The sequence below is a fragment of the Sphaerochaeta pleomorpha str. Grapes genome, from assembly GCF_000236685.1.
Lineage (GTDB): Bacteria > Spirochaetota > Spirochaetia > Sphaerochaetales > Sphaerochaetaceae > Sphaerochaeta > Sphaerochaeta pleomorpha.
Map to the genome: position 1 here is coordinate 2,044,517 of NC_016633.1, position 23,610 is coordinate 2,068,126.

Annotated in this window: 18 protein-coding genes; 7 read left to right on the plus strand and 11 right to left on the minus strand. The window is 45.9% G+C overall.

Annotation, left to right across the window (positions count from 1 at the left end; translation table 11 throughout):
* Positions 1–84: 84 nt before the first annotated feature.
* Positions 85–3,021 carry a PEP/pyruvate-binding domain-containing protein gene (locus SPIGRAPES_RS09250; RefSeq protein WP_050805808.1) on the plus strand — a complete coding sequence of 979 codons (2,937 nt, stop codon included), beginning with the start codon at positions 85–87 and terminating at the stop codon, positions 3,019–3,021.
* 4 nt (positions 3,022–3,025) lie between these two features.
* Here the strand turns inward: SPIGRAPES_RS09250 and SPIGRAPES_RS09255 are convergent, their stop codons facing one another.
* The 3 genes from SPIGRAPES_RS09255 to SPIGRAPES_RS09265 are packed head-to-tail and all read right to left on the minus strand — an operon-like array spanning position 3,026 to position 7,493.
* A complete protein-coding gene (locus tag SPIGRAPES_RS09255; protein ID WP_014270500.1) occupies positions 3,026–3,718 on the minus strand; it encodes an RluA family pseudouridine synthase in 693 nt (230 codons plus the stop codon).
* Complete coding sequence (locus tag SPIGRAPES_RS09260; RefSeq protein ID WP_014270501.1) at positions 3,718–5,691, minus strand: DNA topoisomerase IV subunit A; 1,974 nt, start codon at positions 5,689–5,691, stop codon at positions 3,718–3,720. Before SPIGRAPES_RS09260 ends, SPIGRAPES_RS09255 begins: the two co-directional genes overlap by 1 nt.
* Positions 5,691–7,493: a DNA topoisomerase IV subunit B gene (locus SPIGRAPES_RS09265; protein ID WP_014270502.1), complete on the minus strand. Its 1,803-nt coding sequence runs from the start codon at positions 7,491–7,493 to the stop codon at positions 5,691–5,693. Before SPIGRAPES_RS09265 ends, SPIGRAPES_RS09260 begins: the two co-directional genes overlap by 1 nt.
* Before the next feature lie 90 nt (positions 7,494–7,583).
* Between SPIGRAPES_RS09265 and SPIGRAPES_RS16605 the strand changes: the two genes are divergently transcribed.
* From SPIGRAPES_RS16605 to leuS, 6 genes are all read left to right on the plus strand, one after another.
* Positions 7,584–8,207, plus strand: coding sequence for a lysoplasmalogenase family protein (locus SPIGRAPES_RS16605; protein WP_172635088.1), 624 nt, complete (start codon positions 7,584–7,586; stop codon positions 8,205–8,207).
* 1 nt (position 8,208) lies between these two features.
* On the plus strand, positions 8,209–9,255 hold the full coding sequence (corA, locus tag SPIGRAPES_RS09275; RefSeq protein ID WP_014270504.1) for a magnesium/cobalt transporter CorA: 1,047 nt from the start codon (positions 8,209–8,211) through the stop codon (positions 9,253–9,255).
* On the plus strand, positions 9,246–10,079 hold the full coding sequence (locus SPIGRAPES_RS09280; protein ID WP_014270505.1) for a GNAT family N-acetyltransferase: 834 nt from the start codon (positions 9,246–9,248) through the stop codon (positions 10,077–10,079). Before corA ends, SPIGRAPES_RS09280 begins: the two co-directional genes overlap by 10 nt.
* 15 nt (positions 10,080–10,094) lie before the next feature.
* Positions 10,095–11,228, plus strand: coding sequence for a GNAT family N-acetyltransferase (locus tag SPIGRAPES_RS09285; protein WP_014270506.1), 1,134 nt, complete (start codon positions 10,095–10,097; stop codon positions 11,226–11,228).
* An 83-nt stretch (positions 11,229–11,311) separates the two neighbouring features.
* Positions 11,312–12,571 carry a hemolysin family protein gene (locus SPIGRAPES_RS09290; protein ID WP_014270507.1) on the plus strand — a complete coding sequence of 420 codons (1,260 nt, stop codon included), beginning with the start codon at positions 11,312–11,314 and terminating at the stop codon, positions 12,569–12,571.
* Positions 12,572–12,643: 72 nt separating this feature from the next.
* Entirely contained in the window at positions 12,644–15,160 is a 2,517-nt protein-coding gene (leuS, locus tag SPIGRAPES_RS09295) for a leucine--tRNA ligase (RefSeq protein ID WP_245535425.1), read from the plus strand.
* A 93-nt stretch (positions 15,161–15,253) separates the two neighbouring features.
* Here leuS and SPIGRAPES_RS09300 read toward each other — a convergent pair whose 3' ends face one another.
* From SPIGRAPES_RS09300 to SPIGRAPES_RS09335, 8 genes are all read right to left on the minus strand, one after another.
* Complete coding sequence (locus SPIGRAPES_RS09300) at positions 15,254–15,976, minus strand: glycerophosphodiester phosphodiesterase (protein WP_014270509.1); 723 nt, start codon at positions 15,974–15,976, stop codon at positions 15,254–15,256.
* A gap of 15 nt (positions 15,977–15,991) precedes the next feature.
* Complete coding sequence (locus SPIGRAPES_RS09305; protein ID WP_014270510.1) at positions 15,992–16,750, minus strand: amino acid ABC transporter ATP-binding protein; 759 nt, start codon at positions 16,748–16,750, stop codon at positions 15,992–15,994.
* Positions 16,750–17,964, minus strand: a complete 1,215-nt coding sequence (locus tag SPIGRAPES_RS09310) for an amino acid ABC transporter permease (protein ID WP_014270511.1) — start codon at positions 17,962–17,964, stop codon at positions 16,750–16,752. Before SPIGRAPES_RS09310 ends, SPIGRAPES_RS09305 begins: the two co-directional genes overlap by 1 nt.
* Before the next feature lie 10 nt (positions 17,965–17,974).
* Positions 17,975–19,177, minus strand: a complete 1,203-nt coding sequence (locus tag SPIGRAPES_RS09315) for an amino acid ABC transporter permease (RefSeq protein ID WP_014270512.1) — start codon at positions 19,175–19,177, stop codon at positions 17,975–17,977.
* 63 nt (positions 19,178–19,240) lie between these two features.
* The gene (locus SPIGRAPES_RS09320) at positions 19,241–20,353 is read right to left on the minus strand and encodes an amino acid ABC transporter substrate-binding protein (protein WP_014270513.1); all 1,113 of its coding nucleotides are present in this window, start codon (positions 20,351–20,353) and stop codon (positions 19,241–19,243) included.
* Between the two features lie 55 nt (positions 20,354–20,408).
* Complete coding sequence (locus SPIGRAPES_RS09325) at positions 20,409–21,440, minus strand: LacI family DNA-binding transcriptional regulator (RefSeq protein WP_014270514.1); 1,032 nt, start codon at positions 21,438–21,440, stop codon at positions 20,409–20,411.
* 274 nt (positions 21,441–21,714) lie between these two features.
* Positions 21,715–22,035 carry a hypothetical protein gene (locus SPIGRAPES_RS09330; RefSeq protein ID WP_155816699.1) on the minus strand — a complete coding sequence of 107 codons (321 nt, stop codon included), beginning with the start codon at positions 22,033–22,035 and terminating at the stop codon, positions 21,715–21,717.
* 334 nt (positions 22,036–22,369) lie between these two features.
* Complete coding sequence (locus SPIGRAPES_RS09335) at positions 22,370–23,578, minus strand: L-serine ammonia-lyase (protein WP_014270516.1); 1,209 nt, start codon at positions 23,576–23,578, stop codon at positions 22,370–22,372.
* Positions 23,579–23,610: the final 32 nt, after the last annotated feature.

Below are 23,610 nucleotides of genomic sequence, written 5' to 3' on the forward strand. Positions count from 1 at the left end.
TGTTTTTATGCACAAAAAAACAAAAAAATGGAAGAATTACTTTTTTCTTCCCAGTGTCCCCCTGCTCATGATAAAATGCATGATATGTATAAGTTAGACCCAACTTGGTTGCCATTCAGCAATTTAATGCTCCGCCATATTTACAACGTACTGCTCATATGCAGCGACTATGATCGTTTTTTGCTTGAGGAAGACGGCCGGGTAGAAGAAGAACTCTACCTGGAGTACACCCAGCTGGGGTTGAACAACCCCCCGAAAATAACCCATACGAATACAGGAGAAGAGGCTCTCCAACTCCTGAAGGAACGAAAATTCGATTTGGTCATAACCATGCTCGATCTAGGTTCCGACCCAGTGGAGCAGCTCGCCTTTGATATCAAGGCCATCCAAAGTGATATGCCAATCATTGTACTCTCCCCATCCTCAAGTCATAGACGAAACAAAACCATCAAAGGAGCCTTATGTCCTGCAATTGACTATTTCTTCTATTGGCAGGGCGACCCTACGATATTTTTGGCAATGATCAAGCTGGTGGAAGACAGTATGAATGTCGAGCACGATACACAAGAGGCAGATGTCCAGGTAATCATCCTCGTTGAAGACTCTATCCGTTTCTATTCCTCCTATCTCCCTTTGATGTATACCTGCCTTATCCAGCAAAACCGTTCAAGTATCCTTGAAGCCCTGAATAATTGGGGGAAAACCCTGAGAATGAGAGGTAGACCAAAAATCGTGCTTGCAAGGACCTATGAGGAAGCCATTGGTCTCTACACAAAGTACAAACACAATATACTGGGAGTCATAACCGACATGTCCTATTCCCGTGAAGGGAAGCAAGATACCGAGGCAGGCCTGGAGCTTTCGAGGACGATTTTTTTCGACAACCCGGAGATACCCATACTTATCCAAAGCACTGACCTTACCCTTCGGGAGGAATGTGAAAATCTTGGGGTAAGCTTTATCTGGAAACTTAGTCCAACCCTCCTTGCCGAGTTGAATAAATTCATGAACATCCAGTTTGGTTTCGGCCCCTTCATTTTCCGGGACCCAACCACGTTCAAAGAGCTGGCACGGGCAGAGACGATGCGTGACCTGCAAAGGATGCTTCCCTCAATACCTCCTGACAGTTTTGCTTTCCATTGCAGGAGAAACGAATTTTCCCGCTGGCTCCGGGCCCAAAGCCTCTATGTCCTCGCTTCAAAGATCAAAGGTCTCCAAATCCCTGAAAAAGGTGATTCTGGAGAAGTACAGCAGCAGTTGATAGAAATCATCCGCAGTTACCGCACAGAACGGACAAAGGGAGTCATTGCCCAGTTCAGCAGAAACAACTATGACGAAACCTTGTTTTTCAGTCGCATAGGAAGCGGTTCGCTTGGGGGCAAAGGAAGAGGACTGGCCTTCATTGACATGGAACTTCGTTCCAGTGGGATTTTGGACAAATATCCAAACATTTACCTGTCCATTCCCAGAACAGTCGTTGTCACCACAGACCAATTCTCCCAGTTCCTCGAAGACAATGCCTTGACTGATATCATTTCCAGCGAAATGCCTGACAATAACCTTCTGAAAATATTTCTGTCAAAGCCCTTGTCCTCGGAATTGGTTCTCAACCTGAGCGAAATCATACAGGTAATCCGTCAGCCAATCTCAGTGAGGTCCTCCTCATTACTCGAAGACTCCCACTTCCAGCCGTTTGCCGGAGTATACGAAACCTGCATGATTCCTAATTGCGGGAATGATAAGCAACGCCTGGACGAGCTTTGCGATGCAATCCGGTGTGTCTGGGCCTCGACCTTTTTCCGCAGGGCCAAGGAATACCTGAAAGCAACCGACCATATGATGGAAGACGAGAAAATGGCGGTTGTCATCCAGCAGGTAATCGGGAGCGAACATGGGTCCTACTGGTATCCCAACATCAGTGGGGTTGCCCGATCCTTGAACTATTATCCGATCGGAGGAGAAAAACCCGAGGACGGGGTTGGAATGCTCTCCTTCGGCTTTGGAAAATCCGTTGTCGACAATGGCTCGGTCTTCCGGTTCTCCCCAACCCATCCAAAACGACCGGTTCAGTTCCTTGGGGGCACCCAGTCCAGCGCGCAGAACAATTTCTACGCATTGAATCTGAACACCGGATACCACCCGCTGGAAAAAGACGGTCCGGAAAACCTTGAACTCTTGGATCTGGAAGAAGCCGAGAAACACCCTGAGTCACTTCGGTATATCGCAAGCACCTATGACAGGGAAACAGGTTCGCTTACAGAGAGCATCAGAAGTGTGGGCCACAAGGTCATTACGTTCAATGGCATCCTCAAATATGATGCATTCCCCCTTGCCTCTATCGTAAAAGACATCCTGGAGCTGGGAACCCATGCAATGAGCACTCCTATCGAGATTGAGTTTGCTGTCAATCTAAACAGAAAAGCTCCCAAAAAACCTGAGTTCAGCCTCCTGCAGATCCGCCCGATTGCACAGGGAAACGAAGAAAACGATGTACAGATTTCCGATATGGAAAGAAAAGAATCAATTGTATATTCAAATGTCATCATGGGGAACGGAAAGATTACCGATATAAAAGACCTGATTTATATTAAACAGGAAACCTTTGACCCCGCAAAAATGCATGCAATGGCTTTGGAACTGGATATGCTCAATGCAAACATGGTACTCGAGGAGAAAGACTACGCCCTCATCGTGGCAGGGAGGCTCGGTTCCTGCGACCCTTGGCTGGGAATCCCCGTATCGTGGTCGCAGATTTCCCGCTCCAGGGTAATCGTCGAGACAGGATTCCCGGGGTTTCAGGTAGAACCGAGCCAAGGGACCCATTTCTTTCAGAATATGACCTCCCTGGGTTGCATCTACATGACAGTAAACCCTTCTTACAAGGCAGGGAAACTGGATTTCGAAAAACTCAAGGATTATCCGGTTTTCGAACAAACCAACCATTTCCTCCATATACGGACAGAAAAGCCGCTTACCATCAAGGTAAACGGCTTCAAAGGAGAAGGGGTGCTCTGCCTATAACAGCCTAACGCTCGACCTGCTGCAAAAAAGCATCCCAAAGGTTGTCATGCTGCGGGTCGGCAACAATCTCTACTTCTGTTTTCTTCACCGGATGTAAAAAAGAAATCTTTCTTGCATGCAGGCAGATTCCCCCGTCAGGATTGCTTCTCGATGCCCCATATTTCAAGTCACCCTTGATATGCAGGCCAATTGCTGCCAACTGCGCCCTTATCTGATGGTGGCGCCCTGTATGCAATTGGATTTCCAAAAGGAAATAGGTCTTGGAAGAAGCAATCAACCGGTAGTCCAGCTTTGCAAGCTTACTACCTTTCCTTTCGACGGGAGTGGCAATGCTCTTGTTCGGCTTGGGGTCCCGTATGAGATAATGGACAAGTGTCCCTTCATCCTGTGGGGGAACCTTATCGACTATAGCCCAGTAGATTTTCTTAACTGCACTACCTTTGAACATTTCATTGAGCCGGACAAGGGCCTTTTCTGTCTTTGCATATACGACAATACCGCTGGTTGGACGGTCAAGGCGATGAGGAATCCCCAGATAGACATTCCCTTCCTTGTGATAGGTATCCCTCAGGTATTGCTTGGCTTTGTCAGCAAGGGTCTGGTCTCCTGTAGCATCCCCTTGGACCAACTCTCCGCAAAGTTTATTCAAAACCAGCAGGTGATTGTCCTCAAAGAGAATCCTCTCTTGTATGCCCATTATTCTTTCTCCTCATCGAACAACGTCGGTTCGCTCTTATTCTCATGCACAATTTCCTTCACTCCCCTGAGGCGGATCGTGGCAATATCCTTGACAACGATTCGGACCCCATTGGCTTTGACACCCTTGGTCAGGTAATCGGAAAAGTAGAATTTCTCTTCAAGGATCCTCAACCCGGGCTTTGGTTTGTAGGTAACTGTCAGCTCTGCATTCGGAAGCGTAGAGAGCTTGACCAGCTTGTAGTTTCCCTCGGGAACCAACGGATATACCTTCTTCAGCGTATAGGAACTTATCTGGCATCGCTTCAAAAAGAGATATTTATAGGTTTTTTCCTGGTAGAGTAGCGTAAAGGTAACTTTTGCAAGCTCACTTTTGTCAGCATAGCCGCAAAACAGCAAGCCTTTTCCTACAAATTCTTTCTCCGGGGCATCAATGACCTGGTAGGTTCCATCTTTACGGATAACCAGTACCCGGTCGAATGTACTGACTTCCAGCATCTGGCTTCCCGTCTTAACCCCATATCCCAGATATCCGTTTGAAGGGTCATATTTGACCGAAAGGTTCCGTTCGGCAACTTCCTTGATGGCGATAGTCTCGAAACTGTTTACCTTGGTTTTCCTTTTATGGAGTTCGGTTCCCAGCATTTTCTTGAGTTCCTGGATATAATCCAAGGCATACGCGACAAGATTGGCGAGTTTTTTCTCGATTTCGTGTAACTGGCTGTTTATACCCTCGATTTCCTCACGGTTTTTCTCAATATCGAATAAGCTTATCCGCCGTATGGGAATTTTGAGCAACCGCTCGACATCCTCGTCATCGATAGGCCTGAAAAGCTGTTCGGAGAAAGGTTTGAACCCAGAGACGACAGCTTTATTGACTTCGTCGGCACTCTTTTTCTGTTCAATCCGCTTATAAATCCGTTCTTCTATGAAAATGCGTTCCAATGTCCGAGCATGGAGCCTGTCGATAAGGTGTCCTTTTTCCAGTTCAAGCTCAGCTTTCAATACTTCAATCAGATGATGGGAATGGAACTCGAGGATTTCTGATATTCCCATGATCGTCGGGAGATTGTCGCGGATTACCAGAGGGTTTACCGAGATTTTCGTCTCGCAGACCGTATAGGCATAGAGGGCATCGATAATATCCTCTGCATACGTATTGCGTGCAAGATTAATCTCGATATTGACCCTGTCAGATGTATAGTCGTTGATCGAACTGATCTTCAACTTGCCTTTCTTTGCCGCATCCTCAACTGAATGGATCATCATCTCACTGGTAGTCCCATAGGGCAGTTCCTCGATAATGATCTTCTTCGGGTCGGAAGTGTTCAGCTTTGCCCTGATCGATACAGTACCCCTGCCATTCTGGTAATCTTTCACATCGACGATACCACCCCCGGGAAAATCGGGATACAGGATAAAACTTTCGCCTTTCAGACATGCAGCCATGGCATCGAGAACCTCAAGCGCATTATGGGGAAGAAGAATGGTACTCATCCCTACGGCAATACCGGTAACGCCCTGGATAAGGACTACAGGAATCTTTGCCGGGAAAAAAACCGGTTCCTTGTTTCTTCCGTCATAAGAATCGACAAACTCAGTCAGTTCGGGGTTATAGAGAACTTTCTTCGCAAAAGGCAAGAGACGACATTCGATATACCTGGCGGCAGCGGCACTGTCCCCGGTCATGAAGTTTCCGAAGTTTCCCTGTCGTTCGATGAACAAATCACAGTTGGCAAGGTTTACCAAAGCCTCATAGATTGAAGCATCGCCATGGGGATGATAACGCATGGACCACCCCACTACGTTGGCTACCTTGTGGAATTTTCCATCATCCATCTCAAACAGGGAATGTATGATTCTCCGCTGGACAGGTTTGAAGCCGTCCATCAAGTCAGGTATTGCCCTTTCTTTGATAACATAGGAAGCATATTCAAGAAAATTTTGTTTGAAAACCGATTGTGCCTGTGCCATCAGATTAAGTTCTCCATGATAAAGTCTCTCCGCTGGGGTGTATTGTTGCCCATGTAGAACTCAAGGGTCTTGTGCATTTCGTTCATTCCAGGGATAGATACCGGGACAAGTCGGATTTCTTCGCCTATGAACTGACCGAACTCCTTGGGGTCGATCTCTCCGAGGCCCTTGAACCTGGTCACCTCGCTGTTACGGATCTGTGCAATCGCATTGTCGCGTTGCTTTTCCGAATAGCAATACACTGTCTGTTGCTTATTCCGCACCCTGAATAATGGGGTCTCGAGGATATACAACCGGCCGGCAAGGACAAGGTCCTCGAAATAGGTTAAAAAATAGGTCATCAATAGGTTACGGATATGAAATCCGTCGTTATCGGCATCGGTTGCAATGATAACTTTCCCATAGCGGAGCCCCTCGACCCCATTCTCGATCCCTAAGGCAACCATCATGTTATACAGCTCGGCATTCTTGTAGATTTCAGTCCGTTTCTTACCAAATACGTTGAGAATCTTGCCTCTCAGGCTGAACACCGCCTGCGTCATGACATCACGGGTTTTCGTTATGGTTCCAGAGGCAGAGTCCCCTTCGGTGAGAAAGATTACCGAACGTTCGCATTCATCCTGATGGGAGGTACTCTGTCCGAGATGGTATTTGCAATCCTTGAGCTTAGGAATGTTCAGAGATACTTTCTTTGCCGATTCCCTTGCCCCTTTTTTCACTTCGTTGAGCTCTTTGCGAAGCGTCTCATTATTGATGACTTTCTGGTTGAGTTTGTTGGCGTCCTCAGGATTCTTCAATAAGAAATCAATGATCGCATCCTTGACCTCACTTACTATCCAGGACCGTATCTCGGTATTACTCAGCTTGTTTTTTGTCTGCGATTCGAAGACGGGATCCTTTACCTTGATGGCAATGGCCCCCACTATTCCATCGCGTACATCCTGGGGAGCCCAGTTTTTCTTGAAATACTCGTTTATCCCCTTGAGTATACCTTCTTTGAAAGCACTCTGATGAGTCCCCCCATCATTGGTATGCTGCCCATTCACGTACGAAAAATAGTTTTCCCCATAGGAACCGGGAAGATGGGTAAAGGCAAACTCAATCTGCTTTGAGCGGCTGTGGATAATCGTATACAGCGATTCACTCCCCACTTCCTTGTCGAGTAAATCAAGCAAACCATGGGCTGATTTATACACTTTGTTATTGAAATCGATGGAAAGCCCCGTATTCAGGTATGCATACCCCCATATCCGGGAAATGATAAAATCCTCATTGAAGGCATAGTCACCGAACAACTCCTTGTCAGGGACAAAACTTACCATGGTTCCATCGGGTTCAGGACATGTCCCCGTATCTTGGCTTACCAAGAAACCTTTGCTAAAGGAAGCCGAGGAAAATTTTCCTTCCCGATAAGCCGTAACGGTAAAGGAAGAGGAAAGTGCATTTACCGCTTTCGTCCCTACCCCGTTGAGGCCAACGGAAAACTGGAACACATCATCGCTGTATTTTGCCCCAGTGTTGATAATCGATACACAGTCGACGACTTTTCCAAGGGGGATGCCTCTTCCATAGTCTCGAACAGTAACTGTATTGTCTTTGACTTTTACAAAGACCTTGCTTCCAAACCCCATGATAAATTCGTCGACACTGTTGTCGATGACTTCCTTGAGGAGAATATATATGCCGTCATCGACATGGGTACCGTTGCCTAAACGGCCGATATACATGCCAGGACGTTTTCGAATATGTTCCAACGCACTTAGGGTTTGGATTTTTGATTCGTCGTAGGTAGATTGTGCCATAGCACACGATTATAACAGATTTACCCTACAAAGGCAAAAGCATCGAAAAGAGATATTGTCTTCAAATAATACGTACTGTAAGCTATGAACATGAATAATCTACTGTGTATCTATCTCATCCTGTGCACCCTCCATTTGACATTCCTGAGCGAAGGATTGCCTAGATTATCCCATACTACCAAACTATTGCTCATGCCAGCCCTGCTCGCCTATTTCCTTTCCCTCCAGACAGAGGGTGGAATTTCAACCCTTTTGGTAACGCTTGCCCTTCTTTTAGGAACCATAGGCGATGCCTTCTTGCTCAACAACCACAAGGGGAAACTCTTTTTTGCAGGAATGGGCAGTTTTTTCCTTGGTCATATCTGTTATGGTACCTATCTGGCCCTACACTACAAAAGCGGCGTCTACCTCTTGGTGGCTGCACTGTTTTTACTCTATCCCTTGTTTCGTATCATCAAGAGCCTCCAAGTACCTCCCTATGGCGTGTGTCTGGGAATTTATGCTACCATACTTGCAGTACTCATTGCCTTGAGCGCAGGAAGCGGTTCACTTTTTTGTACCCTTGGAGCCATTGCCTTTTCTTTTTCCGATTATTTCATAGCAAAGGACACCATTGGGGAAAAAACCTATAGTCCGACTGCAGTAATGGGAACCTATACGTTGGCACAGCTGCTTTTAATCCTAGGGATTCTATCAATACAGGGGGTATGGTGAGATGCCAGAATGGAAAAAATTTACCTCGGTCCATAAACAGAAAGAAGGATTGAGCCCGGGAACCCTTGTGTATGTAGGAGATACGGAAAGCGAAGAAACTGTCGTCGTAACCCATTTCTTCAATGAAAACGACTATATATGCAGCAAGGGCATGGAAGAACCGGTTGAGGGAAAACGAACCTGGGTCCAGATATCAGGACTATCCGATATCAGGACCATTGCAGAGATTGGCAAACGGTATAATATCTCCAACCTTAGCCTTGAAGATGCCCTCTCTACCGACCAGCGGCCGAAAATCGAATTTGCCAGTACCTATTTCTTCATTACCATGAGGATCCTCGACACTCCGGACAAAACAGAAGAGCAAATAAGTTTCTTTGTAGGCAAGGACTGGCTTGTTTCGATAAGCGAACATACAAGCGATGTATTAAACCCTGTCATAAAGCAACTGGGTAGTGAAGACAACCGACTGAGAAGCAGTACACCAGACAGGCTTGTCCATGCGCTCACAGACAGGATAGCAGACCAATATTTGGTCAGGGCAGATGAACTGGATATGCAAACCGAAGCCTTGGAAGAACTGGTAGTAAACCAAGCTGAAAAAGTGACGGCTTCCATGATTCACAGGCACAAAAGGGCCATTCTCCACCTCAGGAGAATTTCCATGCCTCTTAAGGAGCTTTTCAACACCCTGTCAAAAGGGGAAACGCCTTTTGTCAGTGCATCTTCCGTTCCCTTCTTCCGGGATACATTTGACCATGTGCTTTGGCTCTCCGAGGAATGTGAGACACTGAGGGATACCAGCCAAGGACTCATGGAAGTCTATATCTCTAGCTTGGATATGAAAATGAATAGGATTATGAAAGTGCTTACAATCATATCGACCATATTCATACCGATTACCTTTATTACCGGTATGTATGGGATGAACTTCATCCATATGCCCTATATAACAAAAACAGCCTGGGGATTCTCCTTTGTCATAGGTTTTTGCATAGTGCTCTCTATCTGGATGATTTTCTGGTTTAAAAAGAAAAAATGGTGGTAACGGCAAATCTCGAGGGAGTTTCCCTCAAAGTCCTCACCGAGGCCTTCAACGCAGCCTTTGGCGATTACCATTTCTCGCAGCAGATGAGTGAACAGCAACTCAACGAGAACCTCACGCGCAACGGGTACGAACCAAACGCCTCGACTGGTCTCTTTGACGATGCAAAACTTATCGGATTCGTGCTAAACGGAATCAGGGACAACCAAGCCTATGACTGTGGGACAGCAATTATCCCCGCTTTCCGAGGTAAGGGATATTCCCACCTGCTCATAGAAAAAACCCTTGAATCATTGCATCAAAACTATATCGATTCCTGGATTTTGGAAGTCCTTAGCGAGAACACACGGGCAAAAGAGCTCTATATGAAAAAAGGCTTCCTCTTGCTGCGAAAATTCAATTGCTATTCACTTACCCAGAAGCTAGGGCCCCCAGATGGTTCTGTTACCCTTTCACTTGAAAACCCATCCCTGCTCGAAAAGAAGACGGATTGCAGCCCAAGCTGGCAAAACAGCAACGATTCGGTACGGGCAGGACTGATCGGAGTTTGGTCAATTCAATCACAAGGGGAAAAGGCTGGCTATCTTTGTTTCTCCAAAAAAACTGGTTCGATAGCCCAATTATTCATATACCCTAGCTTTAGAAACAAAGGAATAGCGAATGAGGCTATCAAATATGCCCAAACATTGTCCCAAACCAAAACCTTGAAGTACATCAACATCGATGCAGCGTACACTCCATTGAACCGATTCCTCACAAAAACAGGGTTTACCCTTCTCACGACCCAGGAGGAACTCATCATGGATTTTAGCGGCAAAAAGGAATAGGGAACTGTAAAACCGATGCAAGAAACTACCTATACAATTCGCCTTCTTCAAGACGGAGAGGAACCTGAGCTTTTAGCTCTCATGAGAGCTACTTTCGAACCAAGCATGGAAAAAATCTTCTATATCCATCCAGCATCGACGCTCGTTGCAGAATACGATGGCCAGCTTGTTGCCGGAATAAACCTTGATATCTACCCTGTAAACAAAAATACAAAGATGGGATATATAGGTTGGCTCTACACAGCTAGCAGTCATAGGGGAAACGGCCTTGCAGGGAAACTGATCGAGCAGGCACTTCCCTTCCTCAAGGAACAGGGTTGCACCGATGTGTGTGCCTGCGTTGAGGGTGACAACCCCTCATCCTTCAAACAGCTCGTCAGACAAGGGTTCTCCATCCTATCGTTGAAAGAGCAGGTACAGCTGTTTCGTTTTGGCATCCTGAAAGTCTACAGACATGCCTCGCGTTTCTTTGACATGGGTTATTTCCTCTATCATTACTGCCTTGCAGATCCCAGTGAAACACTCTCGGAACAAACCCCTGCAAAAGCCTTTGCCCTGACCCTGCTTGGCAATACAGTCCTATGGGTAGTTTGTCTCAAAGGATGGAATCTCTTACATCTGGTTGGAATGTTTACAGGGAATCCCCAGTGGGCAAGTGGACTTACCGAAGGTTTCAATGGGCCACTGGTGGGAGGACTTCCCGTTGTACTCCTCCTTGTCCCCCCTCTGTTTCTGATAATCAGAACCCTGGCAATGGAATTAAGTGCGAAAATCCAAAAGATAGACCTGGTTTACAAGGGATGGGACACCGCTTGGATAACAGCCTTTCTATCCTCTTTCCTGATTGGTTTTCCCTTTCCTGTACCGGGGAACCTGTATATCGAGGGAAATGACTGGGATACGAAAACCATGCAACCTAAACTTACTATGCTAGCTCGTACTTCCCAGCTGGCCATTGGGATCGGGTGTCTGTTTTTTGCAGATAGTTTTGCCTTACGGTATCCTCTCACTTTGCTTGCTCTCGATACGTTGTTTTTCTTCTACCCGTTCTGTGGGTTCAATGCCCGGAGGCTTCATTTCGGCGGGCCTGCAACCAAGACAAGCTCTTTGGCTTTACTACTTGCCGTTTCGCTCTTTGTATTGCTATAATACAGCATTATGGATGACCCGTTACCTAGAATAGGGGGTTCGAGAGAACTCCCCGCCAGTTTACCTGCGGCAATGGTGTGCAAATGAACACACAATTGATAGCAATATGTATTTTGTTGGTTTTGTCTGCAGTCTTTTCTGCCACAGAAACCGCATTCACCTCGCTTTCCTATATTCAACAGAAAACCCTGGAAAACAAAAGAAGCCGTAGCGCGAGAATGGCCTACAAACTATGCCAGAAAAGCGATGTTCTCATTACCACAGTCCTCGTGGGGAACAATGTGGTAAATATCAGCGTATCCTCGCTGGTAACCACTTACGCATTAAGGGTGTTCGGGAATAATACGGTAGGGTATGCAACAGGCCTTTTGACCCTCGTTATCCTTATATTCGGGGAAATCACTCCAAAACAGATTGCCTTGAACCATAACATGAAAATTGCGACCTTCATGGCCTATCCCATCAGATTTCTCACCCTGGCCCTTTTTCCTGTCATATGGCTGCTGAGAATTTTATCCAAGGGAATCACTCACCTCTTTGCAAAAAATACAGAACCTAGGATTACTGCCGAAGGCGTAATGCATATGGTCGATGCGGCAGAGGATTTCGGGGTTGTCGATGAATATGAATCAGGGCTCATGCAAAGGGCCATCCATTTCAGCGCGATGCAGGTCAAAACAATCATGACCCATAGGACCGATGTATTCTGCATCAACGACGAAATGAGCATAAGGCAGGCCTTTCCGCTAATCGTGGAAAGCGGCTTTTCGCGTACCCCAATCTATCATGGCAATAGCGAGGATATCACCGGTATCCTTTTGATACGGGATATTCTCAGGGCACAGATTGAAGGAAACCTCGACGAGCGTGTTATAACAATTGCGAGAAAACCCGCATTTGTCCCAGAACAGATGCATCTTGATGATGTGTTTTTCCTTTTCAAGAGAGACAAACTCCAGCAGGCAATCGTATTGGATGAATATGGCGGATTCAGTGGGGTAGTTACCATGGAAGATGTCGCAGAACAACTGTTCGGGGAGCTGTATGACGAACATGAAAGCAGGTTCCCTGAAAGGATTGTCGAGAGTGAGCAGACTCCTGGGACCTATAGGGTCATGGCCGACACTCCCTTTATGCAGCTTATCGATGAACTTTCGCTCCATTATGCCCCCAACGGAAAAACAAGTACCGTCGCGTCGTATCTGATGGATCTCACCGGAGACATTCCCCAGGAAGGCGATATTTTACAATCGCCGTTAGGAACCTTCAGGATCATAACCATGAAGGGAAACAGGATGGAAGAGGTTGAGTTTTCCCCGACGGTAGACGACGGAACACTGTAGAAACCGTTTTGTTGCTCGCATAAAGAGCGGTTGACGTTGACGGAAAATTGATGCAAATGTATGATTGCTCTCATGAGCAAATATCCTTTCCATGAAATAGAAACCAAGTGGCAGAAGTACTGGGAAGAAAACCAGACTTTTGCAGTAACTGAAGACATCTCCGTCCCCCCTGAGAAACGAAAATATGTCCTGGACATGTTTCCCTATCCCTCCGGAGCTGGCTTGCATGTAGGACACCCTGAAGGGTATACCGCCACAGACATATACTGCCGGTATCTAAGGATGAACGGATACAATGTCCTGCATCCGATGGGCTTCGACTCTTTCGGGCTACCAGCAGAGAACTATGCCATCAAGACAGGGACCCACCCCAAGGCAACTACGGAAAAGAATATTGAAAATTTCCGCAAACAGATTAAAAGCCTAGGTTTTTGTTATGACTGGAACAGGGAGATTTCTACCCATTCAAGTGAATACTATCGATGGACCCAATGGATATTCCTTCAGCTTTTCAACAAAGGGCTGGCCTACGAATCCCAGACTCCGATCAACTGGTGTCCCCAGTGTCTGACCGGTTTGGCCAATGAAGAGGTCAAGGATGGAAAATGCGAACGCTGCGGAACGCGCGTAGTACGCAAGAACATCCGCCAGTGGGTTCTCAAAATTACCGATTATGCAGACAAGTTGCTTGCCGATCTCGACACCCTCGACTGGCCGGAATCGGTAAAGAGTATGCAGCGCAACTGGATCGGACGCAGTGAAGGCGCCTCGGTGTTTTTCAAACTGGAAAAATCAGAGGAAAAGCTGGAAGTCTATACCACTCGCTGCGATACCCTCTTCGGTGCAACCTACATGGTTGTATCCCCTGAGCATCCCTTGGTGGCAACACTCACCACAAGCGAAAACAAAGCAGCGGTGGAGGCCTATATTGTCTCCTCAGCACATAAAAGCGATCTGGAAAGGACCGACCTTGCAAAAGACAAGACCGGGGTCTTCTCCGGTAGCTATGCCATCAACCCGGTAAACGGCAAGAAAATCCCTATATGGATTGCTGATTATGTTTTGATAAGCTATGGGACAGGTGCTATCATGGCAGTCCCTGCCCATGATACTCGTGACTGGGAATTTGCCAAAAAATTCAATCTCCCCATCGTAGAAGTACTCAAAGGCGAAGTCGATGTGCAACAACAGGCCTGGACTGAAGACGGAATCCATGTAAACAGCGATTTCCTTGACGGTCTGGATAAAGAAGAAGCCATCAACAAGATGCTTCTTTGGCTTGAAGAACGCAAACTCGGAACAAAAACGACCAACTACAAACTCCGTGACTGGATTTTCAGCCGTCAGCGCTATTGGGGGGAGCCAATTCCCTTGATACATTGTGAGCATTGCGGAATCGTTCCTGTTCCGGAAACGGATCTTCCCCTACTTCTCCCCGAGGTAACTTCCTACGAACCAAGCGGAACAGGGGAAAGCCCCCTTGCAAAGATTGACGACTGGGTCAACACCACATGCCCTGTATGCGGGGGCCCTGCAAAAAGGGAAACCAATACAATGCCCCAGTGGGCTGGTTCGTGCTGGTACTATCTCAGATACATCGACCCACACAACAGTGAGCGCTTTATTGACCGTGAGAAAGAGCTCTACTGGATGCCTGTAGACCTCTATGTCGGGGGTGCTGAGCATGCAGTACTGCACTTACTCTATGCCCGGTTCTGGCATGAAGTCCTCTTTGACCTTGGAATCGTATCAACAAGGGAACCTTTCCAGAAATTGGTAAACCAAGGCATGATCACTTCGTTTGCATTCCAGAGGAAAGACAAAAGCCTGGTCCCTACCGATATGGTAGAGGAAAAAGGCCCAGACCTCTTTATTGAAAAAGAAACCGGCGAGGAACTCGAACGGGTTGTCGCAAAGATGTCCAAGAGCCTAAAAAACGTAATCAATCCCGATGAGATTATTACTGAATTCGGGGCTGACTCCATGCGCATGTATGAAATGTTCATGGGTCCCCTTGAAGTATCAAAGCCTTGGGCCACAACAGGTCTCAGCGGAGTCTATCGATTTTTGGATAGGATCTGGCGCTTGTACGAGGATAGGCCGATCAGTGAAGAAGCCCCCTCTCACGAACTGCTCAAGACCCTGCACAAAACCATTAAGAAAGTCACCTATGATACTGATACATTGAATTTCAATACGGGTATCAGCCAGATGATGGTATTGGTGAATGAACTCTATAAAGTCGAAACCCTTCCAAGGATTGTCTGGGAAGCCCTGATCAAGATGCTCAGCCCGTATGTCCCCCACCTCGCTGAGGAGTTATGGGAAAAGGCAGGGCATGAGCCGTCCTTGGCAAATGTGGCATGGCCTACCTATGATGAGAAACTCACCATCGACAGTGAAGTCGAGATGGTTTTCCAGATCAATGGAAAAGTAAGGGCAAAGGAAGTCATCGAAAAGGGAATGGCAAAAGACGAACTGCTTACAATGGCCAAGGCTAACGAGAAGATTGTCAGCTGGCTGGATGGTAAAACCATTGTCAAGGAAATCGTTGTTCCCGACAAACTGGTGAATATTGTAGTCCGGTAGAAATGCTCCTTGCTAGGACAGAAGCGGCTGTTGCATTGTCTGTTTCAGGCTTTGTAGCAGTCGCTTTTTTGTGCCTCCAGGTACATGAAAAAATCAACGCTTCAATACATCCAGACACATATCAGGGAAGTTGCTTATGGCCCCGGCCACATTCCAATGCCTCAAAGCCTCAATCTGTTCCGGTGTATTGACTGTCCAGACATTCAATCCTATCTGCTGTTCCCTGCATTCCCTCACCATTTCGTCATCAACAAGGGCAATGGAAGGATGACAATACTCAATACCGAAGGTTCTCGCCAAGGCCCCTATATTCCGCACTGAAGAATCACCATAGAGCAATCCGCAGGGAATGGCTTTCTCAAGTTGCTTGATCCTTGCGACGCTGAGCCAATTGAAGGATGAGAAAATCACCCGGTCTTCCAGGTGATAATGCCTGATTACCTCAAGGGCCTTTTCCTCAATCCGGGGATAATAGGTATTGTCCGTCTTTATTTCAACATTGGAAATCATTGTATTGCTCTGCAAGAATTCACAATATTCCTCAAAACGCGGAATAGGGGTGATCCCATAGCTATCTGCAAATGTTTTACCTGCATTTATTGATGAGAGTTCCCGAGAAGTATAGTCACTGACTTTCCCTTCTTTCCCGGTAGTCCTTGCCAAAAGTTCATCATGAATGATCATCAACTGTCCATCCTTGGAAAGATGGACATCCATTTCAATACCATCGGCACCTGCTTGTTCAGCCTTCTGGAATGCAAGAAGGGTGTTCTCTGGATATTTCCCACTAAAACCCCTATGGGCAAATACTTTCATTTATTCTGATTCCTCCTAATGATTGAGAATCTGTGACAAAAACTGTTTTGTCCTGTCTTTCTCTGGATTTGAAAAGAAGACATCAGGGCTAGCTGTCTCTATAATCTTCCCTTCATCAAAGAAGATTACCGTATCTGCCACGGCCTTTGCAAAGCCTAGCTCGTGGGTTACGACCAGAAGTGTCATATTTCGATCTGCCAGTTCTATCATTACATCAAGTACTTCCTTGATCATCTCTGGATCAAGGGCACTGGTGGGCTCATCAAACAACATAATCTGTGGCTTCATGGCAAGTGACCGTGCAATTGCAACCCGTTGTTGTTGACCTCCAGAAAGTTGATTCGGGAATTTCAACGCCTGATCCTTTACCCCAACCCTCTCCAATAGCTCCAGGGCATTGGTCTCGGCCTCTTCCTTGCTCTGCTTAAGCGTCCAGATAGGTGAAAGCGTAACGTTATGCAATACTGATAGATGGGGAAACAGATTGAACTGCTGGAACACCATTCCTATCTTGTTTCGTATTGCATTGATGTGTTTGATATTGTGGTCCAGGACAATACCATCTACGGTAATCTTTCCCTTCTGGTATTCTTCCAGTGCATTTATTGTACGGATAAACGTCGACTTACCACTTCCTGAAGGCCCGATTATAACGTTCACTTCGCCTTTGTGGATGGTATAGTCTATTCCCTTGAGAACTTCGAACTCAGGGGTATACCACTTGTGGACATCCTCAAATATAATCAAAGGTTTTTTTTCGTTGTTATCTAGCATTATTGGCCTACCTTACTTTTAATTCCAAGCTTATTTTCAATGACTCGACTTGTTTTCGAAATACTGTAGCAAAGTAAAAAATAGATGGCACCCTCGAAGAAAAGAACTTGGGAGCTTCCAGTGAGATACTTTGGGTTGCTTACGATGGAAGTCGAGACCCCGATGATATCCAACATCCCAATGATGCTTACCAGACTCGTATCCTTTAAAGCTGCAGTAAACTCATTTACGAGAACAGGGATCATACGTTTCAGCACTTGGGGGAGTATCACAAGAAGCATAGATTTTGAGGGTGATAGGTTCAGGCTTGTAGCCGCTTCATATTGCGTCCTGCTAATCCCTTGCAACCCCCCACGGAATGATTCTGCCATATAAGCACTGTGAAACATTACGATACCGGTCAGCGCCCTGATAAAAACAGAGGGAGTCATGCTGGCAGGGAGCGCCATAGGGAGAATCAGATATCCAATAAACAAAATGGTAATCAGGGGAACTCCCCGTGTTACCTCTATTATGAAAATACAGATACTTTGAACCACACGCATTTTGCTTCTCCTGCCCAAGGCAAGCAACAAACCTATGGGAACGGACAGGAAAATACAGGTGAGGCTGATCAACAGGGAAAGCAACAAACCACCCCAAAAGGAGGTTTTCACATACGTTAGGATACCTCCAAACCCCCTGATCAAGATAAAACAAAAAGGTAATAAGACTATCCATGAGATGATGGCAATGAAAACCACCTTCTGCTGGGAAATCCATTTGGAAAAGAAAAACGACAAAACCAACAAGAATGGAATGATTGCCAGAAAAGTCTTTGCCATCGTGGAAAAATTACCAAAAGAAAGGAGCACAAAAGCAAATGCTACGATATACAGGGAAGCAGGCCCCTTGCTCTCAGGTTTTGTCGAAATACGAAAAGTAAGCCCGGCAAGAAGGGCGCTGTAGCAGAGACATACCCAGGGGCGCCATAGTTGGCTAACAGGGTAACTGCCTGTGAGGATAAATTTCAGGTTTGCCCTGACTACCGACCAATCCCAGCCAAAAAGAGGTATTACTACCTTCGTGGCCATTGTGTAGAGCAAATAACCGGAAAAAAAGGTCAATAGAACATTTAAGGGGGAAGAAAAAAGATTCTGATGGATCCAGAATAACAGGGGATGTTTCAATTCAATTTCAGTTTTAAAGGGATCAAATCTTACAGGGGTTTTCATATCATCTTCCTTACCGTTCTTTGATCAGAATGTGTTTGTTGTATATGTTCATGATATAACTCGTTAAAAGACTCAACCCCAAATAGATAGCCATGGCAATCAGAATCATTTCCATAGCCCTGCCTGTCTGGTTGATCATGGTTCCTGTGATAGAAAACAAATCAGGAAAACCAATGGCAACTCCAAGGGAGGTATTCTTGGCAACCCCAAGGCACTGGCTAGTAAGTGGCGGTATGACAACTACCTTTGCCTGGGGAATGACTACCAGACGTAACGTTTGGTAATGGCTCAAGCCCAAAGCCCTTGCGGCTTCCACCTGACCTTTTGAAACACCCTGAAGCCCGGAGCGGAAGATTTCAGCGACAAAAGCAGAAGTATAGAGAACAAGTCCGGAAAACAGGCTGAACCATTCCGCAGTTATATGCAAACCTCCTTCAAGGTTAAATCGTTTCATAACGGGAATATCCAGATAAAAAGCTTTTTGGGGTAGCAAATGATAGGAAATGAAAGCAAAACCCAAAAATAACAGAATGGGATAAAACAGGATGGCTTGCTTTTTCCCTGTCCTTTGTTGCTTCCAAACCAAGAAACTGCAAAGTAAAACAGCAAGGACCAGCCCTGCTAAAACAAACCAGCGGTACGTCTTGAAATATGCTGTAGGAACCAACCAGGCAACGGAAAAACCACGATTGGAAAGAGAGAGGAGAACCTGTTGGCTTCCGTCAGCTAGGAGGCTACTGCCCCATATAACCCCTTCCCGAATGCCAGGCATCCTGAGAAAAAATGCACGATACCAAAGAAGCAATAAGAGCAACAGGGGAATATTCCTGATTATCTCAATATAGATGGTCGCCATCTTCTTCAACAACCAGTTTGAACTCAATCTGCACAAGGCAATCGCCAATCCAAGGAATATTGAAAAAACAATGGCAAGGAATGAGATGGAGATGGTATTAAGAAACCCAGCAAGCAGCATTATACTATTGCTGGACGTATTGGTCACAGAAATGAAAGAATCCCCAAGATTGAAATTACTAGGCATCTTGAGAAACTTGAACGAAGGGACCATTCCTATCCTAGCCAGAGAATCGATAATATTCCCGTAGCCGGCAGAAACGACATACAAAGCTATCAAGGCAAAGAGAAACTGCCAGATGAATTGCCTTTTATGCGTATCCTGCCAGATAGGAATCCCGGTTTTCTTACGTTTCATGAGAGCCCTCCCAAAAGGGGATCCCCATAGGTGGAGACCCCCAAAAATCTTGCTTACCAGATTCTAGTTGAACGGACAGGCGTAGAATAATCCACCTTGGTTCCAAGGCTTGTTGTAACCGCGGGTAACATGCATGGGAATGCCCAATTCACGGTCAAAGATTTCACCATAGTTGCCACATTGCTTGATAATCTGATAGGACCAGTCGGTAGCAAGGCCCATCATCGGTCCAAGATCCTTTCCAGTCCCTAGGAAGCTCTTGGTTTCAGGATCTGTCGTAGTAGCCTTTACCTGGTCAATGTTTGCACTGGTAATATTGTGTTCATCACCAAACCATAGTGCATTAAGTGTCCATTGGCAGATATCTGCCCAGTTACTATCGCCACCACGAACCGCAATACCAAGCGGTTCCTTGCTTATAGTCTCTTCAAGACCCTTGAAATTACCTGAATCCCCGAACTGTGACAGGAAAACCACTGCAGATGATTTATCGACGGAAAGGGCATCAACACGGCCATTGATAAAAGCACTCTTCATCTCATCGAGATTCTCAAACGTTAACGGCTTATAATTAATTTGTTTGCTCGCCATGATTGAAGCAAGGTTGGTCTCGGTAGTACTTCCAGTCAAAACAGCAATGGAGGCACCTTCCAAGTCATTCATGGTTTCGATTCCCAGGTCCCCACGAACAATGAACGTCTGGCCATCATAGAAATACGGAGTCGTAAAATCCAGTCCAAGCTCATTATCACGGGTAAAATTAATAGTTGCGGTGCGAATCAGCAGATCAATTTCCCCACTCTGCAGTGCAACAAACCGCTCTTTGCTGGTAAGTGGCCGAAATTCCAGTTTGTCTGGAGTTCCAAAAACTGCAACACTAATGGCCTTCGCCAGATCAACCTCGAATCCCTTATAGGTACCATCTTCCTGGAGGAAAGAGAATCCAGGGTTTGATGCGTTAACACCTACAACTATATACCCTCGGTCACGGACAGTCTGGAGCATCGATTTTTTAGTCGATTCAGGGGTGACAGTAGTTGTTGCAGGGGTTGCTGCAATGGCTGCGACTGTTGTCTCAGTTGTTGTAGTTTTCTCATCCGCGGTATTGTTAGAGCACGAGGTGAGCACGAGAAGGATTGCCAGGACGGCAAACAAGGAACCCAATGTTTTTTTCATAGCACACTCCCAAATTAAGATTCTCTAAGACTTATTTTCGGTAAAACCGAAATAATTACCTCCAAAAACTCATAGCAGGAATATAGGGAACTGAAACCTTTTCTCCTTTCTCAATTTGCATTACCAGTGTTTCAACAGCCCTTTCTGCTATTTGCTGGGTATCTTGGATCGTAAACAACAGATGATTGGCTACACAGTCCAAAACCCCCTTCTGTACGACTAAATCCTGAGTGACCGAAAACCCATCAACGGTGAGAAATTCCGGAGTACAGTCCCTGAACCGGGAAGCATCCAGGGACTTCAATAGATAGGGCATATAAAAGCCTGAATAGAGGAATATGGCCTCAGGTTCCTCTTTTAAATTGTCCAAAACCTCAGTGAGGGTAGTATCGGCTTTATGTTCTCCTCCCCTAAGGGAAAAACTTACTTCCCAAGGCATTAAGTGTGCATCAATCATTGCTTTTCTATACCCTTCCCTTCTGAGTATCAGGGTGGTATTCAAGGGCTGCCCTTCACGATTCAGAAATAAAATATTGCGGGGGTGTTTCTTTTTCAATATCTGACTAGTCATCGAATAGGCAATCTGGAAATGGTCAGAGGAAACAATGGGAACAGAAATGCCCTTGGCATATCGATCAACAAATACAAACGGAAACCGGGCGTTCAGCATATCCTGGTAGTTTCCTTTTGCCTCGGAAGTCTCCGAAAGGGAAGCTATCAACATGCCATCGAAAAGACCACTCTGGTACAGTCGAAGAGACTCAAACTCTTTTTGGGAATCATTAAACGTATTTATGGTGATTGCACTGTAGCCTCTCGCCCAGGCCGATTGTTCAACGTAATAGATTAATTCACTAAAAAACCCAAATGGCGTATAAGGGACTACTATCCCAAGTATATGGCTCCTCTTTGACTTAAGGGCACTGGCAAGTTTATTGGGCACATAATTGTTTTCCTTTGCAACAGCAAAGATTCTCTGTCGGGTAATTTCGGATACTCGGGTCGGCTTATTGTTGAGTACAAGGGAAACCAAAGTTACCGAGACCCCAGCTTGTTCAGCAATTATTTTTAAAGTAGGTTTTGCCATTTACTTCCTCATCTTATTGAGCTGAAACGTTATGCTGTATGCTAAATCGTTTTAGCATGGTTATAGTATATATTAGGTTTTAAAAAAACGCGAAAAGATTTTATGATTTTTTTTATTGATACAGACCTTGGGAGCGGAAACCCTGATAGGATTCTCCTACACATGGATACAGAGTGCCTATGCAGGGAAAATTAGTAGAAACAGATTGCCCGGGACCTGTTTCATTCACTAAGGAAGGGGTACTGAGGCAAGGTAAGATTGATACTCTTTTGTATTACATATCCAAGACAAGACTGAAAGCTACGTTGCTTTCATAGTTTCCTGAATCCCCCTCCAAGGGTTTCTCAATTTTTGCCCACAGCCTAGAGACATGTACAACCTGAAGGCTATCAGGACTGGCTGAGTAATGGAAAACTGCTTTGTCTATCGGCTTCAGTATTCCCTTTTCCTCATAGAAAAGTGAATAGCCAATGCTCCTATCGCCATCGGTAAGCGAGGAATGGGCTACCGTAACCGTACCGATCCCTTTTTGTTTAGCAGCCAAAGCAAGGTCACAGATTGGCAAAAAATCGCCTTGCTTTGAAGATTCAGTCATTTGGGCAATGTCAAAGCGAACCTGTGTCCCTGAGGTTTGCAGGGTTATCGCTGAAAAAAGGAGACAAGAAGTCGAAAGCTGCAGAATTAGAAAAGCAAGGAAAAATTTTCTGCAATGAAACCCAATACTACCCATCCTATCCATTACCCCATGTATAAAACATCATGCCAAGGAACAATACTATACAGGAAAAACCTATGTCAATAGTATGAAAAGATTGGAACAAAGGTTACCTGTTACTGTATTGATGAATTTACACTAATTACATATGCTACTTATCTAATAAGAATTGCTAACCTATGTCACAGGAAATCAGATTACCAATAGCAAGAACTCAACTCATAACCTTGGCAAGGCCACCACGGGAAGTTTCCCGATACAGGGAAGGAAGCGCCTGCCCAGTTTCCATCATTACTTCAATTACATTATCAAAGGAGACTTTATGCCTGCCATCGCCCAATAAGGCATAAGTACAGTGGTCAATGGAACGCATCGTAGCAAGTGCATTCCTTTCAATGCAGGGGATCTGTACCAATCCACGCATAGGGTCACAGGTCAAGCCCAGATGATGCTCAAGACCCATCTCCGCCGCATACTCCACCTGATAGATAGTCCCTCCCAGCAATTGGGTTGCAGCCCCACTGGCCATGGCACAGGCTACACCCACCTCGCCCTGGCAACCAACCTCTGCCCCGCTGATCGAACCATTGGTTTTCACCACATTGCCGATTATACCGGCGGTGAGCAAAGCCCTGAGAATTTTGATCTTTGGAAATTTATACTGTTTTGCAAGGTAATAGATTACCCCTGGCAAAACACCGCAACTGCCACAGGTAGGGGCAGTCACAATCTTGCCTCCACCTGCATTCTCTTCCGAGACAGCAAGCGCATAGCTCAGGGCAAGTGCCGTATTACCCAGTGGACCGGTAAATTCAGCGGCCTTGGCATTATATTGCCAGGCTTTTCGTTGTAGCTTGAGTCCGCCGGGAAGAACGCCCTCGGCATTGAGCCCATTTTCAACAGCTTCAGACATAACAGACCAAACTTCTTCAACAAAGGAAAGAATCTCCATTCCTTCAAACTGAATGACAAATTCCCACAGTTGCATCCCTTCCTGATTACAATAATCGAGAATCTGGCGCATGGTACTGTATTCTTTGGGATAAATCTGGGGAGGATCCGCTTCTGCATGGCCTTCGATGACAACCCTTCCCCCGCCTACACTGTAATAGGTCTGTTCAGACAAGAGATTATTATTCCTATCGAAAGAACGCAACGTGAGGGCGTTCGGGTGGTAGGGTTTCTCGATATCGGGAAACCATACTATCTCGACAGGTTTTGAAGAAGCTTCGAAAACCTCGCGGATAGCCTTGTCAGTCAAGTGCCCTTTTCCGGTTGCAGCTAAACTTCCATACAAGTCGGCCTCAAAACGACATGCTTCCTGGTTGTTTGACAGGAAGTGGGTAGCAGAGAAACGAGGCCCCATAGTATGGCTGCTTGAGGGTCCATACCCAATTCTATACAGTTGGCGCAATGATTCCATGTAATGACTGTACCCTTTTGGAGAATAAAAGG